Source organism: Bradyrhizobium sp. ma5, assembly GCF_042258955.1.
Taxonomy (GTDB): Bacteria; Pseudomonadota; Alphaproteobacteria; order Rhizobiales; family Xanthobacteraceae; genus Bradyrhizobium.
In genome coordinates this window covers 8,217,902-8,233,133 of record NZ_CP170156.1, presented here as the reverse complement: position 1 = coordinate 8,233,133, position 15,232 = coordinate 8,217,902, and the positions used below count along the sequence as shown (strand labels likewise).

The 15,232-nt window shown below is 64.7% G+C and carries 11 protein-coding genes and 1 pseudogene; 7 read left to right on the top strand and 5 right to left on the bottom strand.

Annotated elements, in window-relative coordinates:
- Positions 1 to 915 carry a methylenetetrahydrofolate reductase [NAD(P)H] gene (gene metF, locus ACE103_RS38940; RefSeq protein WP_375777288.1) on the bottom strand — a complete coding sequence of 305 codons (915 nt, stop codon included), beginning with the start codon at positions 913 to 915 and terminating at the stop codon, positions 1 to 3.
- A gap of 391 nt (positions 916 to 1,306) precedes the next feature.
- Between metF and ACE103_RS38935 the strand changes: the two are divergent.
- Positions 1,307 to 2,325, top strand: a pseudogene (locus ACE103_RS38935) (LLM class flavin-dependent oxidoreductase).
- A 93-nt stretch (positions 2,326 to 2,418) separates the two neighbouring features.
- On the opposite strand, the gene ACE103_RS38930 reads toward ACE103_RS38935, so the two are convergent.
- Together ACE103_RS38930 and ACE103_RS38925 are read right to left on the bottom strand one after the other, a co-directional pair.
- Positions 2,419 to 3,279: a prephenate dehydratase gene (locus ACE103_RS38930; RefSeq protein ID WP_375777287.1), complete on the bottom strand. Its 861-nt coding sequence runs from the start codon at positions 3,277 to 3,279 to the stop codon at positions 2,419 to 2,421.
- Between the two features lie 33 nt (positions 3,280 to 3,312).
- A complete protein-coding gene (locus ACE103_RS38925) occupies positions 3,313 to 4,053 on the bottom strand; it encodes a 3-deoxy-manno-octulosonate cytidylyltransferase (protein WP_375777286.1) in 741 nt (246 codons plus the stop codon).
- Positions 4,054 to 4,252: 199 nt separating this feature from the next.
- On the opposite strand from ACE103_RS38925, the gene ACE103_RS38920 reads away from it, so the two are divergent.
- From ACE103_RS38920 to ACE103_RS38895, 6 genes are all read left to right on the top strand, one after another.
- Positions 4,253 to 4,801, top strand: a complete 549-nt coding sequence (locus ACE103_RS38920; RefSeq protein WP_223966518.1) for a cytochrome c family protein — start codon at positions 4,253 to 4,255, stop codon at positions 4,799 to 4,801.
- A 215-nt stretch (positions 4,802 to 5,016) separates the two neighbouring features.
- A complete protein-coding gene (locus ACE103_RS38915; protein WP_375777285.1) occupies positions 5,017 to 6,921 on the top strand; it encodes an extracellular solute-binding protein in 1,905 nt (634 codons plus the stop codon).
- 16 nt (positions 6,922 to 6,937) lie between these two features.
- Positions 6,938 to 8,809 carry an extracellular solute-binding protein gene (locus ACE103_RS38910; protein WP_375777284.1) on the top strand — a complete coding sequence of 624 codons (1,872 nt, stop codon included), beginning with the start codon at positions 6,938 to 6,940 and terminating at the stop codon, positions 8,807 to 8,809.
- Between the two features lie 3 nt (positions 8,810 to 8,812).
- The gene (locus tag ACE103_RS38905; protein WP_375777283.1) at positions 8,813 to 9,922 is read left to right on the top strand and encodes a microcin C ABC transporter permease YejB; all 1,110 of its coding nucleotides are present in this window, start codon (positions 8,813 to 8,815) and stop codon (positions 9,920 to 9,922) included.
- Entirely contained in the window at positions 9,922 to 11,106 is a 1,185-nt protein-coding gene (locus ACE103_RS38900; RefSeq protein ID WP_375777282.1) for an ABC transporter permease, read from the top strand. The genes ACE103_RS38905 and ACE103_RS38900 overlap by 1 nt, the downstream gene beginning before the upstream one ends.
- A gap of 3 nt (positions 11,107 to 11,109) precedes the next feature.
- Entirely contained in the window at positions 11,110 to 12,735 is a 1,626-nt protein-coding gene (locus ACE103_RS38895) for an ABC transporter ATP-binding protein (protein ID WP_375777281.1), read from the top strand.
- A gap of 135 nt (positions 12,736 to 12,870) precedes the next feature.
- Here ACE103_RS38895 and ACE103_RS38890 read toward each other — a convergent pair whose 3' ends face one another.
- A complete protein-coding gene (locus ACE103_RS38890; protein ID WP_375777280.1) occupies positions 12,871 to 13,713 on the bottom strand; it encodes a C40 family peptidase in 843 nt (280 codons plus the stop codon).
- On the bottom strand, positions 13,706 to 15,085 hold the full coding sequence (locus tag ACE103_RS38885; RefSeq protein ID WP_375777279.1) for a M17 family metallopeptidase: 1,380 nt from the start codon (positions 15,083 to 15,085) through the stop codon (positions 13,706 to 13,708). Before ACE103_RS38885 ends, ACE103_RS38890 begins: the two co-directional genes overlap by 8 nt.
- Between the last annotated feature and the right edge of the window lie 147 nt (positions 15,086 to 15,232).

Sequence of the window (15,232 nt, the reverse complement as noted above, 5' to 3'; positions counted from 1 at the left end):
TCAGGCAGCTTTTTGGGCGCCGGTCGGCCGGATGCCGAGCAGGTGGCTGATCGCGAACACGAGGTCCGCGCGGTTCATGGTGTAGAAGTGGAAGGTGTCGACGCCGTGCTTGAACAGCTTCTGCACCTGGCCGGCGGCGACGGTAGCGGCCACCAGCTTGCGGGTCTCGGCGTCGTTGTCGAGGCCCTCGAACTTCTCGGCGAGCCAGTCCGGCACGCTGGTGCCGGCGCGGGTGACGAAATTGCGGGCCTGCTTGAAATTGTGCATCGGCATGATGCCGGGCACGATCGGAATCTCGATGCCGCGCGCCCGCACCCTGTCGACGTAGCGATGGTAGAGGTCGTTGTCGAAGAACACCTGGGTGATCGCGCGCGTCGCGCCGGCGTCGACCTTGGCCTTCAGCGTGTCGATGTCGGTATCGAAGTTCGCGGCTTCCGGATGCTTCTCCGGATAGGCAGACACCGAGATCTCGATGTCGGCGTGGCGCTTCTTGATGGCGGCGACGAGCTCGGCCGAGCTTTGGTAGCCGTCGGGATGGGTGAAGTAGGGCGTGCCGATGCCGCCGGGCGGATCGCCGCGCAGCGCCACGATGTGGCGAACGCCGACCTCATGATAGCGATCGACGATCTCGTCGATCTCGCTGCGCGAGGCGCTGACGCAGGTCAGATGCGCGGCCGGCAGCAGATCGGTCTCGCGCAGGATGCGGCTGATGGTGGAGTGGGTGCGCTCGCGGGTCGAGCCGCCGGCGCCATAGGTGACCGAGACGAAGTTCGGCGTCAGCGGCGCCAGACGATTAATGGTCTCCCAGAGACTGCGCTCCATCTCCTCGGTCTTCGGCGGGAAGAATTCGAAGGAGATTTTCGGCGCGTTCGGCGAGCGCTGCGCGTTCGGCAGGGAGGAAATGGTCTCGGTCATGGTACGCAAGGGCTCCGCAACTGGAGGGCAGACGTCCGGCCTGGATATGGAGCCCCCAAGATAGGCGAAACCGGTGGGCCAAAACAGCCCATCGGATATGGGAAATTGCCCATTGACGTGAAAGATGCGGCAAAAATGAGCGATCGAGAACGAGAAGTGGGCCGAGACTTCAATCGGCGAAGAGCGGAATTATTGCATTGAATTATATAGATAAAAATCGAAATCCGCAATCGGTCGAATGCTCAAATCGACCGTGGGCAGAGCGGCATGTCAACGAATCTTCGTATTTCGTCCCAAGAGCGGCGATGGCCGACGCCGACTTTCCGGTGCGGGACTGGTCTGCGCGGGCGGGGTCTTTGTCGGCTCGTGACGCCACATTAGGTTGCCGGCCATGATCCCGCTCTCCGTCCTCGACCTGTCCGTCGTCACCACCGGCACCCGGCCCGCCGCTGCGCTCCGCAACAGCATCGACCTGGCGCGCCATGTCGATGGTCTCGGCTACGTCAGATATTGGCTCGCCGAGCACCATAACCTCGCCTCGGTCGCGAGCCCGGCGCCCGATTTGATGATCGGGCAGATTGCGGCGGTGACGGAGCATATCCGGGTCGGCTCCGGCGGAGTGATGTTGCCGAATCATGCGCCGCTTGTGATCGCCGAGCGCTTCAAGATGCTGGAGGCGCTGTTTCCCGGCCGCATCGATCTCGGCCTCGGCCGCGCGCCCGGCACCGATGGCGCCACCGCTTACGCGCTGCGCAGCCGGCTCGATCGCCGCGAGGGCGACGATTTCCTCGAGCGGCTGCATGAGTTGACGCTTTGGGAGACGCGTGATTTCCCGGCCGGCCATCCCTACAACAATGTGGTGGCGATGCCGGACGATTCGCCGCTGCCGCCGATCTGGCTGCTCGGCTCGAGCGATTATTCCGCCGAACTCGCCGCGGAGGTCGGGATGGGCTTTGCGTTCGCGCATCATTTTGCCACCCACGACGCAATCGCGGCGATGATGAATTATCGCGCGCATTTCAAGCCGTCGGGCTGGCGCGCGACGCCGCAGTCGATCCTGGCGGTCGCGGTCGTCACGGCTGAGACCGACGCGGAAGCCGAGCGGCTTGCGATGTCGATGGACCTCAACCGGCTGCGCCGCGATCGCGGCCAGTATCTGCCGCTGCCGAGCGTCGAGGAGGCCGAGGCTATCCTTACACCGACGCCGATCGCGCCTCGATCGCGCGCAACCGCGCGCGACTGTTCGTCGGCAGCCCTGCGACCGTGAAGGCGAAGCTAGAGCCGCTGATCGCGGCGAGCCAGGCGGACGAGCTGATGGTGATCACCGCGGTCTATGATCATGCGGCGCGGAAGAAGTCGTACAGCCTGCTTGCCGAGACGTTCGGCTTGCAGAAGGGGATTGCCACTTGATGCTGTCGTTCCGGGGCACGCGAAGCGTGAACCCGGAACCTCGAGATTCCGGGTTCGATGCTCCGCATCGCCCCGGAATGACGTTTTTCAACCTCAGGCCTGCGTTTCGCTAAACGTCGCGCGGAACGGATGGCCGGGATAAACGCCGACGATGCGGAATTCGCGCGAGAAGAATTTCAATTCCTCCAGCGCGAAGGCGAGTCCACGGTCGTCAGGATGACCGTCGACATCGGCATAGAATTGTGTGGCGAAGAAATTGCCGTCGACCATGTAGCTTTCGAGCTTGGTCATGTTGACGCCGTTGGTGGCAAAGCCGCCCATCGCCTTGTAGAGCGCGGCAGGCAAATTGCGCACCCGGAAAACAAAACTGGTGACCAGCGGTCCGGAGCCCTGCGCGGCCCATTTGGCCTCGCGCGCCAGCACCACGAAGCGGGTGGTGTTGTGGGCCTCGTCCTCGATGTCCTCGGCGAGAATGTCGAGGCCATAGATGTCTGCGGCGAGGCGCGAGGCGATCGCGGCCACGCTCTTGTCGCCGCGCTCGGAGATGTCGCGGGCGCTGCCGGCGGTGTCGCCGGCGACGATCGACCGGATGCCGAGCTTGCGGATGATGCGCCGGCACTGGCCGAGCGCGTGGACGTGGCTCTCCACGCTCTTGATGTCGGCGAGCTTGGTGCCCTTCAGCGCCATCAACTGGTGGCGGATCGGCAAGAACCATTCGCCGACGATGAACAGGCCCGAGGCCGGCAAGAGATGATGGATGTCGGCGACGCGGCCGGCGACCGAATTCTCGATCGGGATCATGCCGAGATCAGCCTCGCCGGAGGAAATCGCGGCCAGCGCGTCCTCGAAGGTCGGGCAGGGCATCGGCTCGGCGTCGGGATAGGCCTCGACGATCGCGATGTGGGAATTGGCGCCAGGCTCGCCCTGGAACGCGATTTTCAGCTTCTTGGTCATGGGTTCTTTCCTGGCGGGCCTTTTAGCACCCACTCAGTCTTTGGAAAGTATTCTGCGGGCGGTTTCGAGGTCGGCCGGGGTGTCGACGCCGCGGGGCACGGTGTCGACGATGGTGATGTCGATCCGCATCCCGGCCTCCAGCGCGCGCAGCTGCTCGAGCTTTTCCTGCTGCTCCAGCGGCGAGGGCGGCAGCCGGACGAACCGCTCCAAGGCGGCACGCCGGTAGGCATAGAGGCCGATATGATGGTACCGCGGCCCATCGCCATGGGGCGCGGTGGCGCGGGTGAAATAGAGCGCGCGCAGCCGGTTCGGGCCGATCGGCGAGCCGACCGCCTTGACGACGCTGGGGGCCTGATCCTCCTCCTCACTATGGATGCGCGAGGCCAAGGTGGAGATGTCGACGGTGGGGTCGGCGAGCGGCGGCATCACGCTCTGGATCGTCTCGGGCGTGATGGTAGGGAAATCGCCCTGCAGATTGACCACGATCTCGGCAGCGCCGTCCGGGTCGAGGATCGTCATCGCTTCATGGATCCGGTCGGAGCCGGACGGATGGTCCGGGCGGGTCATCACCACCTCGCCGCCGGCAGCCTTCACCGCAGCTGCGATCTCGGGCGTGTCGGTTGCGACCGCGACCCGGCCGATCCCGGCCGCCTCAGCCCGCCGCAGCACATGGACGATCATAGGCCGGCCCGCGATATCGAGCAGCGGTTTGCCGGGCAGGCGCGTGGCAGCCATGCGGGCTGGAATCAGCACCAAGGTACGGAGTTGGGTCATTCGTGTCTGGGCCCGTCCGGCCTGCGGAAATTGGCGGGGAGGAGGTTGAATTCGGCGCGTTTATACGGGTTGCCAGAGCGCGGGCAAACCGATATCTCAACCCTGCTTGGGGCGGTGCGATAAGGCCGATTCCCAGGTCTTTCCCCGCGGCCGTATTCTCGGCCTGAAGTCGACATTCAAGGCCCGGAGCCTGACCGAAATGGACTCCTTCGAACTCAACAAAATCCTCGGTGCGGTTCTCGGCACCTGCATCGTCGTTCTGGTGATGAGCTTTGCCGCCGGATCGGTCTTTTCGGCCAAGATGCCGGAGAAGCCGGGTTTTGAGATCGCGGTGAAGGAAGAGTCCCATGGCGGTGGCGGCGAGGCCGCAGCCGCTGCCTCTGAGCCGATCGAGAAACTGCTGCAGACCGCCTCCGCCGAGAAGGGCGCAGCCGCCGCCAAGAAGTGCCAAGCTTGCCATACCTTCGAGAAGGGCGGCCCCAACCGCGTCGGTCCGAACCTCTACGGGATCGTCGGCGAGAAGAAGGGCGAGGGCCGTGGCTTCAATTTCTCGGCTGCGATGAAGGGCAAGGGCGGCGACTGGTCGTTCGATGACCTGAACAAGTTCCTGACCAACCCGAAGGGCTTCGTCCCCGGCACCGCGATGGGCTTCGCCGGCGTGCCGAAGGACAGCGAGCGCGCCGACATCATCGCCTATCTGAATTCGAACTCGGAGCACCCGGCTCCGCTCCCGACCGCTTCGAAGTAACGAATTGCTTCGCGCGAGCATGTGGATGAAACGGCCAGGCACTGCCTGGCCGTTTTCGTATGAGGAATCCGTTGTCGCGGGGTTGTTATCGGGACGTTTCGCCGCACCGATATTGTTCCCGGGCCAATATCATGAGGAAAAAGCAACGTAATTTGTCGAACCGTTGCCTTATATTGGGTCCCATGTAACCGGGGCCGCAAGCAGGAACACCGAATTTGGCGATCACCCGACGACACCTCCTTCAAGGCAGCGCGCTGGCGGCACTCGCTCCGGCGCTCGGACTGAACTCCAGCCTGTCGGCGATCACGCCGGCATTCGCCGACGACGCACCCAACGGGCTAAAATGGCGCCACGGCCTCTCCACGTACGGCGAAATCAAGTACCCGGCCGACTTCAAGCGCTACGATTACGTCAAGCCGGACGCGCCGAAGGGTGGCGTGGTGCGGCTGTTCCAGCCCGGCACCTATGACAGCTTCAACCTGGTCGTTGCGGGATTGAAGGGCACGGTCGCCGCCGCGGTCGCCCGCATCTACGACTCGCTGATGGAAGCCTCGCTCGACGAGCCCGATACCTATTACGGCGAGCTCGCCGAGGGCGCAGCCTTTCCCGACGATTTCTCCTACGTGATCTACCGCCTCCGGCCGGGGTCACGCTGGCACGACGGCAAGCCGGTCACGCCGGAGGACGTGATTTTCTCCTTCGAGGCGTTGAAGGCGAACAGCCCGATGTTCAGCGCCTACTACCGGCATATCGCGAAAGCCGAGAAGATCGGCGATCGCGACGTCAAGTTCACTTTCGACAGCCCGGGCAACCGAGAGCTGCCGATGATCACCGGCCAACTCATCATCCTGCCCAAGCATTGGTGGGAGGGCACCGATGCGCAGGGCAAGAAGCGTGACATCACCGCGAGCACGCTGGAGCCGCCACTTGGGTCCGGCCCCTACAAGATCAAGGAGTTCGTTGCCGGACGATCGGTCGTGCTCGAGCGCGTCAAGGATTACTGGGGCAAGGACATTCCGATCGCAATCGGACAGAACAATTTCGACGAGCTGCGCTACGAGTATTTCCGCGACGACACCGTCGCGCGCGAGGCGCTGAAGGCCGACGGGTTCGATTGGTACAACGAGCGCAGCGCCAAGGAATGGGCGTCGGCCTACGACGTTCCCCCGGTGCGCGAGAACCGGTTGCTCAAGGAACTCTTCACCGTTCGCAATCAAGGCCGGATGCAGGGCTGGGTGTTCAACCTGCGGCGTCCGAAATTCGCGGACCCCAGGCTGCGCCGCGCCTTCAACTACGCGTTCGATTTCGAAGAGATGAACCGCGTGCTCTCGACCGGCGAGTACCATCGCGATTCCAGCTATTTCGACGGCATCCCCGATCTGATGGCGACCGGCCTGCCGGAAGGCAAGGAGCTCGAGCTCCTGGAGACGGTGCGCGACAAGGTGCCGCCGGAAGTCTTCACCACGCCCTACACGAACCCGGTCGGCGGCACGCCGGAAAATGTCCGCGCCAATCTGCGCGAGGCGACGCGGCTGCTGAAGGAAGCCGGCTTCGAGATCCGCGATCGCAAGCTGGTCGATTCCTCGGGCCAGCCGTTTACGGTCGAGATCCTCGGCAACAGCGGCGATTCCGGCATGGAGCGGATCACGCTGTTCTACAAACCGAGCCTGGAGCGCCTCGGCATCACCGTCAATCTGCGCGCCGTCGACACGGTGCAGTATCAGAACCGGGTCCGCGATTTCGATTTCGAGATGGTCACCCAGGTGTGGGGCCAGTCGATCTCGCCCGGCAACGAGCAGCGCGACAATTTCGGCTCGCAGGCTGCGGACCGGCCGGGCTCGAACAATCTTCCCGGCATCAAGAATCCGGCCGTCGATGCCATCGTCGAGCGCATCATCTTCGCCAACAGCCGCGCCGATCAGATCGCCGCCGCCAAGGCGCTGGACCGGGTCTTGCTCTGGAACTTCTATTGCGTTCCACATTTCAATTACGACAAGCAGCGCTATGTCTATTGGGATCGCTTCAGCCATCCCGATCCGCTGCCGAAATACGCGGTTTCAGGATTCCCAAATCTTTGGTGGTACGACGCCGACAAGGCAGCCAAGCTCAAGCGTTCATAAGCTCAAGGATCCGCGCATGGCGCTATTCTCCCGTCGGCACGCACTCGGCCTCGGCATCGGTGCGTTGAGTGCTGCAAGCTTGCGTGCTGCACCGGCGGCGGCCGACAACGGAACCGAAATGCACGGCATGTCGGTGTTCGGCGACCTGAAATATCCCGCGGATTTCCAGATCTTCGACTACGTCAATCCGAAAGCGCCGAAGGGCGGCGCCTTCTCGGTGATTCCGTGGGTGCGGGCCTACAACCAGTCCTACTACACCTTCAACTCGCTGAACGCCTATGTCCTGAAGGGCGAGGGCGCGCAGGGCATGGACATGACGTTCGCGGCGCTGATGTCGCGCGCCAATGACGAGCCCGACGCGATGTACGGCTTTGCCGCGAAGTCGGTGCAGATCTCGCCCGACAAGCTGACCTACCGCTTCGCCATGCGCCCCGAAGCGCGCTTCCACGACGGCTCGAAGCTGACCGCGCAGGATGTCGCCTTCTCGCTCAATACGCTGAAGGAAAAGGGGCACCCGCTGATTCAAGTGCAGCTCCGCGATTTCGTCAAGGCTGAGGCGCCCGATGACGCGACCGTGGTGGTGACCTTCGCAGCGGGGCGCGCGCGCGACGTGCCGCTCTATGTCGCGAGCCTGCCGATCTTCTCCAAGGCCTACTACGCGACGCGCTCGTTCGAGGAATCGACGCTCGATGCGCCGCTCGGCTCGGGGCCGTACAAGGTTGGCCGGTTCGAGGTCAATCGCTACGTCGAATACGACCGCGTCAAGGACTGGTGGGGCGCCGATCTTCCGGTCAATCGCGGCAGCTACAATTTCGACATTGTGCGCTACGAATTCTATCGCGACCGCGACGTGGCATTCGAGGGCTTCACCTCGAAGAGCTATCTGTTCCGCGAGGAGTTCACCGCGCGGGTCTGGGCGACGCGCTACGATTTCCCCGCGGTGAAGGACGGCCGCGTCAAGCGCGAGACGCTGCCCGACGACACGCCGTCCGGTGCGCAGGGCTGGTTCATCAACATGCGCCGCGACAAGTTCAGGGATCCTCGCGTGCGCGAGGCGCTGATCTGCGCCTTCGACTTCGAGTGGACCAACAAGACCATCATGTACGATGCCTATGCGCGCACCGTCTCGCCGTTCCAGAACTCGGACATGGTGGCGGAGGGGCCGCCTCCTCCGGAGGAGCTTGCGTTGCTCGAGCCGTTCCGCGGCCAGGTGCCCGACGAGGTGTTCGGCTTGCCGTTCGTGCCGCCGATGTCGGACGGCTCCGGTCAGGATCGCGCGCTGCTGCGCAAGGCGGTGCAGCTGCTCAACGAGGCCGGCTGTGTCATCAAGGACGGCAAGCGCATGCTGCCGAACGGCACGCCCATTACCATCGAATTCCTCAACGACGAGCCGTCGCTGCAACCGCACCATGGGCCATACATCAAGAATCTCGGCACGCTCGGCATCGACGCGACATTCCGCCTGGTCGATGCAGTGCAGTATCGCGCCCGGGTCGAGGACTTCGATTTCGACATGACCATGGAGCGCTTCAGCGCCTCGGCAACGCCGGGCGACAGCATGCGTCCGTTCTTTTCTTCGCAGGCGGCGAAGACCAAGGGCTCCTACAATCTCGCAGGCATTTCCAATCCTGCGATCGATGCGTTGATCGAGAAGATCATCGGCGCGAACAACCGCCATGAGCTGACGGTCGCTTGCCGCGCCTTCGACCGCGTGTTTCGGGCCGGCCGCTACTGGGTGCCTCAATGGTACCGCAACACGCATCCGATCGCCTATTGGGATCAGTTCGGACATACCGAGAAGCTGGCAAAATATACCCAGGGCGTCGGTGCGCCGGAGAATTGGTGGTACGATGCCGCCAAGGCCGCGAAGCTCGAGCAGGCGAAGTAGCCGATGAGCGCCTATATCGCCCGACGTATCTTCCTGATGCTGCCGACGCTGCTCGGCATCCTGTTCGTGTCCTTCGTAGTCGTGCAGTTTGCTCCCGGCGGTCCGGTCGAGCGCGTCATCGCGCAGATCAATGGCGCCGACACCGGCGGCACCTCGCGCGTGTCGGGGGGCGGCGGCGATTTCGGTGCGCAGCGCGGCCAGGGCGCGGGGGCGGCCGGCGCCGTCAATTCGAAATATCGCGGCGCGCAGGGGCTCGATCCCGATTTCATCAAGAAGCTCGAGGTGCAGTTCGGCTTCGACAAGCCGGCGCCGGAGCGGTTCGCGCTGATGGTCTGGAATTTCGCGCGCTTCGATTTCGGCCAGAGCTATTTCCGCAGTGTCAGCGTGCTCCAGTTGATCAAGGAGAAGCTGCCGGTCTCGATGTCGCTCGGCATCTGGATGACGCTGCTGACCTATCTGATCTCGATCCCGCTCGGCATCCGCAAGGCGGTGAAGGACGGCTCGCGGTTCGACACCTGGACCTCGGCCGTGATCATCATCGGCTTTGCGATCCCGGGCTTCCTGTTCGCGATCCTGTTGATCGTGCTGTTTGCCGGCGGCTCGTTCCTCAATATCTTCCCGCTGCGCGGCCTCACTTCGGACGGCTGGTCTCAATTTCCCTGGTACTGGAAGATCATCGACTATTTCTGGCACCTGACGCTGCCGCTGGTGTCGATGGCGCTCGGCGCCTTCGCGACGATGACCTTGCTCACCAAGAATTCGTTCCTCGACGAGATCCGCAAGCAATATGTGATGACCGCCCGCGCCAAGGGTTGCAGCGAGAACCAGGTGCTGTACGGCCACATCTTCCGCAACGCCATGCTGATCGTGATTGCGGGCTTCCCGGGCGCGTTCATCCACGCCTTCTTCTCGGGCTCGCTGCTGATCGAGACCATCTTCTCGCTCGACGGGCTCGGCCTGCTCGGCTTCGAGAGCGTCCTGAACCGCGACTATCCGGTGGTGTTCGGAACGCTGTTCATCTTCTCGCTGGTCGGACTGGTGGTCAATCTGATCTCCGATCTCGCCTATATGTGGATCGATCCGCGGATCGACTTCGAGGCGCGGGAGGTCTGATGACGCTGCTCGCGCCCCAGCCGGTCGAGACCTCGACGCAATCGCCGCTCGGCGAGGCCGTGCCCGTCACACGCCATGGCTTTTCGCCGTCGCCGCTGAACAAGCGGCGCTGGCAGAACTTCAAGGCGAATCGTCGCGGCTACTGGTCGTTCTGGATCTTCCTCGTGCTGTTCGTGGCGTCGCTGTTCGCCAATTTCATCGCCAACGACAAGCCGCTGGTCGTCAAATATGACGGCCGCCTCTACTGGCCGGTGGTGTTCACCTACGCCGAGACCACCTTCGGCGGCGACTTCGAGACCGCGGCCGACTATCGCGATCCCTATCTGCAGAAGCAGATCGCCGCCAAGGGCGGCAGCATGATCTGGCCGCCGATCCGCTATTCCTACGACAGCCGCAACCTCGACCCGCCGACTGCGGTGCCATCGAAGCCGACCTGGCTCCTGACCGAAAAACAGTGCGCGGATGTGGTGAAGCGGAAGGGGCTGACCGGCTGCCGCGACCTCGAATACAATTGGCTCGGCACCGACGATCAGGGCCGTGACGTCGTCGCGCGGCTGATCTACGGCTTCCGCATCTCGGTCTTGTTCGGCCTGACGCTGACCATCCTGTCCTCGATCATCGGCATCGCCGCGGGCGGCGTGCAGGGTTATTTCGGCGGCTGGATCGATCTCGGCTTCCAGCGGTTCATCGAGATCTGGACCGCGATCCCTTCGCTCTATCTGCTGCTGATCATCTCGGCGGTGCTGCCGCCGGGCTTCTTCATCCTGCTCGGCATTCTTCTGCTGTTCTCGTGGGTCTCGCTGGTCGGCCTGGTCCGCGCCGAATTCCTGCGCGGGCGCAACTTCGAATACATCCAGGCGGCGCGCGCGCTCGGCGTCTCCAACCGCGTGATCATGTTCCGCCATTTGCTGCCGAATGCGATGGTCGCGACCATGACGTTCCTGCCCTTCATCGTCTCGTCCTCGGTGATGACACTGACGGCGCTGGATTTCCTCGGCTTCGGCCTGCCGCCCGGCTCACCTTCGCTCGGTGAATTGCTGTCGCAGGGCAAGGCCAATGTGCAGGCGCCGTGGCTCGGCCTCACCGGCTTCTTCTCGGTCGCGATCATGCTGTCGCTCCTGATCTTCATCGGCGAAGCCGCGCGCGACGCCTTCGATCCGCGCAAGACGTTCTCGAAGGGCTGACGCATGGACGCGACCAACCAGCCTCTGCTCGACGTCAGCGACCTCTCCGTCGCCTTCGGCCGCTCGCTTGCGGTCGATCGCGTCTCCTTCTCGATCAAGCGCGGCGAATGCACGGCGCTGGTCGGCGAGTCCGGCTCGGGAAAATCGGTCAGCGCGCTGTCGGTGTTGAGGCTGCTGCCCTATCCGGCGGCGTCGCATCCCTCCGGCGCGATCCGTTTCAAGGGCCGCGATCTTTTGGGATCGTCGGAAAGCGAGATGCGCGGGATTCGTGGCAACGACATCTCGATCATCTTCCAGGAGCCGATGACGTCGCTCAATCCGCTCCACACCATCGAATCCCAGATCGGCGAGATCCTGTCGCTGCATAGCGGCATTAGCGGCGCGGCGGCGCGGGCGCGGACGCTGGAGTTGCTCGGCCAGGTCGGCATCCCCGAGCCGGAGACGCGGCTCAAGAGCTATCCGCATCAATTGTCTGGCGGCCAGCGCCAGCGCGTGATGATCGCAATGGCACTTGCCAACGAACCCGATCTGTTGATCGCGGACGAACCGACCACCGCGCTCGATGTCACCGTGCAGGCGCAGATCCTGGCCTTGCTGGCCGAGATCCGCGCCCGGCTCGGCATGAGCCTGTTGTTCATCACCCACGATCTCGGCATCGTCCGCCGCATCGCCGACACCGTTTGTGTGATGAACAACGGCAAGATCGTCGAGCAGGGTCCGGTCGAGCAGGTCTTCACTGCGCCGAAGCACGCCTATACAAAGGCGCTGCTGGCGGCCGAGCCGAAGCCCGATCCGGCACCACCGCAGCCTGGCGCGCCGGTCGTGATGTCGGCGGACAATCTCAAGGTCTGGTTTCCGATCAAGCGCGGGCTGATGCGCTCGACCGTCGGCCACATCAAGGCGGTCGATGGCGTCAGCCTCGCCGTGCGCAAGGGCGAGACGCTCGGCGTCGTCGGCGAATCCGGCTCCGGCAAGACCACGCTCGGGCTCGCGCTGCTCCGGCTGATTTCGTCCGATGGCCCGATCGTGTTCCTCGGCAAGGACATCCAGGGGCTGCGTTTCAAGCAGATGCTGCCGTTCCGCCGCGACATGCAGATCGTATTCCAGGATCCGTTCGGCTCGCTCAGCCCGCGCATGTCGGTCGCCGACATCATCGCCGAGGGGCTCGAGGTGCACCAGAAGCAGCTGTCGCGCGAGGAGCGCGAGGCGCGGGTGATCAAGGCGCTGAAGGACGTCGGCCTCGATCCCGACTGGCGCTTCCGCTATCCGCACGAATTCTCCGGCGGCCAGCGCCAACGCATCTCGATCGCGCGGGCGGTCGTGCTGGAGCCGAACTTCGTTGTGCTGGACGAGCCGACCAGCGCGCTCGACATGCTGCTGCAGGCCCAGATGGTCGATCTGTTGCGCGACCTGCAGCGCAAGCGCGATCTCACCTACATGTTCATCTCGCACGATCTGCGCGTGGTGGCCTCGCTTGCCAGCCATCTGATCGTGATGAAATCCGGCAAGGTCGAGGAAGAGGGGCCGGCCTCCGAGCTGTTCAAGAATCCGAAGAGCGACTACACCCGCGCGCTGTTCGCCGCGGCGTTCCGCATCGAAGCGGCCGGCGACGGGACGGTGGGGACGTAAGCATCCCTCTCGCTCCACGTCGTCCTGAGGTGCGAGCGGATCGAGCCTCGAAGGATGCGTGGCCCGAGTGGGGCCGTCGATCCTTCGAGACGCGCTTCGCGCTCCTCAGGATGACGGAACACGCCGTCGTGCCAATCAAAGCCGCTTGATCCCGGCGACCTCGCCGCCGGCGGCCTTGATCCGCGCGATGGCGGCCTGTGTGTTCTCCACCACCGTTGCCATGTGATGCGCATTGGCGTGCACGATCGTCGTCGCGTCGCGCACGATGGCGACATGGCCCTTCCAGAAGATCAGGTCGCCGCGCTGCAGATGCCTCGATTCCGCTGCCGTCAGTTCGCGGCCGAGCCCGTCCTGCTGCATGTCGCTGTCGCGCGGGCAGCCGGTGCCGGCGGCCGTCAGCGCGATCTGCACCAGGCCGGAGCAATCGATGCCGAGGCTCGATTTGCCGCCCCAGAGATAGGGCGTGCCGACGAACTGCTCGGCGATTGCGACGAAATCCTGCGCCATCGTGTCGAGAGCGGCGAGATGCTGGCGCGGCAGATGCCAGCCCTCGCGGGTCACCGCGAAGGGACCGTCCTCGCGGGCGACTGCGAGCTTGGTCCCCATCGCCAGCGCCTCGACCGGCGGCAGCTTGATCGACGGTCCCGGAAACGCCAGCGTGCGCAGCGCCGTCACCTTGTGCGTAGGTGCCGCGCCGGGCGCCGTCAGCGCCGCCTCGGCAATCCAGCCGACATAGCCGTCATCGGCGAGCTGGCCCCAGGCCCAGCCTTCGCCGTTGCGGTCGTACACCGTGACGCGTTCGCCCCTGAGTGCCTGCGTCATCTGTTCGGCATCGGCCGCCGGCGCCCGCCGCAGCGGCACGATGGCGTCGCCGACCTCAAAGGTCTCGCCGTCGACGAAGCGCTCGGCCTTCACCTTGCCTTCGAGATATTTCGCGGCGAGATCGGCGCGGGCCGGCGTCAGTCTGGCATCATGCATAGCGCTGGCTCAGCAGTTTGTAGATCGCGCGCGCCGCCTGGCACTCGCCGCCTTCGGGGCGGCCGGGCTTCGCCGACGGCGTCCAGCCATAGATGTCGACATGTAGCCAGCTCCTGGCGTGCTCAACGAAGCGCTGCAGGAACAGCGCGCAGGTGATCGAACCGGCGAAACCGCCCGACGGCGCGTTGGTGATGTCGGCGGTCTTGGAGTCGAGCCAGGCGTCGTAGGCCGGCCACAGCGGCATCCGCCACAACGGGTCGTTCTCGCTCCGCGCGTGAGCCGCAACGTCGCCGGCGAGCGCCTCGTCGTTGGTGTAGAACGGCGGCAGATCCGGGCCGAGCGCCACGCGTGCCGCGCCGGTCAGCGTGCCGAGATCGACCAGCAGGTCCGGCGTCTCCTCGTCGGCCAGCGCCAGCGCATCGGCGAGCACCAGCCGCCCCTCGGCATCGGTGTTGCCGATCTCGACCGTGATGCCCTTGCGCGATCTGAAGATGTCGAGCGGGCGGAACGCGTTGCCGGCAACCGCGTTCTCGACCGCCGGGATCAGCACGCGCAGCCGCACCTTCAGCTTCGCGTCCATCACCATCTGCGCCAGCGCCAGCACGTTGGCGGCCCCACCCATGTCCTTCTTCATGATCAGCATGCCGCTCGACGGCTTGAGATCGAGCCCGCCGGTGTCGAAGCAGACGCCTTTGCCGACCAGTGTCACCTTCGGATGGGCCGGATCGCCCCAGCTCAGATCGATCAGCCGCGGCGCGCGTGTCGAGGCCATGCCGACGGCGTGGATCAGCGGGAAGTTCTGCGCGAGCTCGTCGCCGTCGATACAATTGAAGGCGGCGCCGAACCGCGTTGCGAGGTCGTGCGCCACTTCGGCGAGCTCGGCCGGTCCCATGTCGTTGGACGGCGTGTTGATGAGGTCGCGCGCCAGGGCCGCGGCATCCGCCATCCGGGCGATCTCGGTAGCGTCGACGCCATCAGGCGGCAGCAGGCGGACCTCCGGGGTCTTGTTCTTGCGATAGCGGCCGAAGCGGTAGCAGCCGAGCGCGAAGGCGAGCGCGGCAAGCCGCGTGTCATGCGGCGCATTGGCAAAGCGGTAGACGCCCGGCGGCAGCAGGCCGGGCAGCGCGCCGGCACGGAACGGATCGCGCGCCTTGTGGTCGGCGTCCTCGAGGCCGAACAGCACCTGCGCGATGCCGCCGTCAGCTGCCGGCAAAGCGAGGGCCTTGCCGGGCCTGGCCGCAAAGTCATTGGCGTCCGCGAACTGGCGCGCCGGCGCCGGCAGCTCGCTGCGGATCGCATCCCATGTCGCCTTGGTGACGAAGGTGATCGGCGTGACGGCGGTCGTGGGGGTGGTCTCGAACACGGATGGCATGCGGCTCTCGGCTGTTCTGGCGTCGTTGCTGGTGACTAACACGGCTTTCGCGGTGGGCGGTAGCGCGCCCGCGGTTGGCGTGACCTGCGGCGATTGGAACCGGCGCGCCGGTCGCCAGTACCGCAGTTAACCAGACGTTAGGGTTAA

Excerpts from the sequence above, each read along its gene's own strand:
- metF (WP_375777288.1), bottom strand. The coding sequence starts at position 915 with ATGACCGAGACCATTTCCTCCCTGCCGAACGCGCAGCGCTCGCCGAAC.
- ACE103_RS38930 (WP_375777287.1), bottom strand. The coding sequence starts at position 3,279 with ATGACCAAGAAGCTGAAAATCGCGTTCCAGGGCGAGCCTGGCGCCAAT.
- ACE103_RS38925 (WP_375777286.1), bottom strand. The coding sequence starts at position 4,053 with ATGACCCAACTCCGTACCTTGGTGCTGATTCCAGCCCGCATGGCTGCC.
- ACE103_RS38920 (WP_223966518.1), top strand. The coding sequence starts at position 4,253 with ATGGACTCCTTCGAACTCAACAAAATCCTCGGTGCGGTTCTCGGCACC.
- ACE103_RS38910 (WP_375777284.1), top strand. The coding sequence starts at position 6,938 with ATGGCGCTATTCTCCCGTCGGCACGCACTCGGCCTCGGCATCGGTGCG.
- ACE103_RS38905 (WP_375777283.1), top strand. The coding sequence starts at position 8,813 with ATGAGCGCCTATATCGCCCGACGTATCTTCCTGATGCTGCCGACGCTG.
- ACE103_RS38900 (WP_375777282.1), top strand. The coding sequence starts at position 9,922 with ATGACGCTGCTCGCGCCCCAGCCGGTCGAGACCTCGACGCAATCGCCG.
- ACE103_RS38895 (WP_375777281.1), top strand. The coding sequence starts at position 11,110 with ATGGACGCGACCAACCAGCCTCTGCTCGACGTCAGCGACCTCTCCGTC.
- ACE103_RS38890 (WP_375777280.1), bottom strand. The coding sequence starts at position 13,713 with ATGCATGATGCCAGACTGACGCCGGCCCGCGCCGATCTCGCCGCGAAA.
- ACE103_RS38885 (WP_375777279.1), bottom strand. The coding sequence starts at position 15,085 with ATGCCATCCGTGTTCGAGACCACCCCCACGACCGCCGTCACGCCGATC.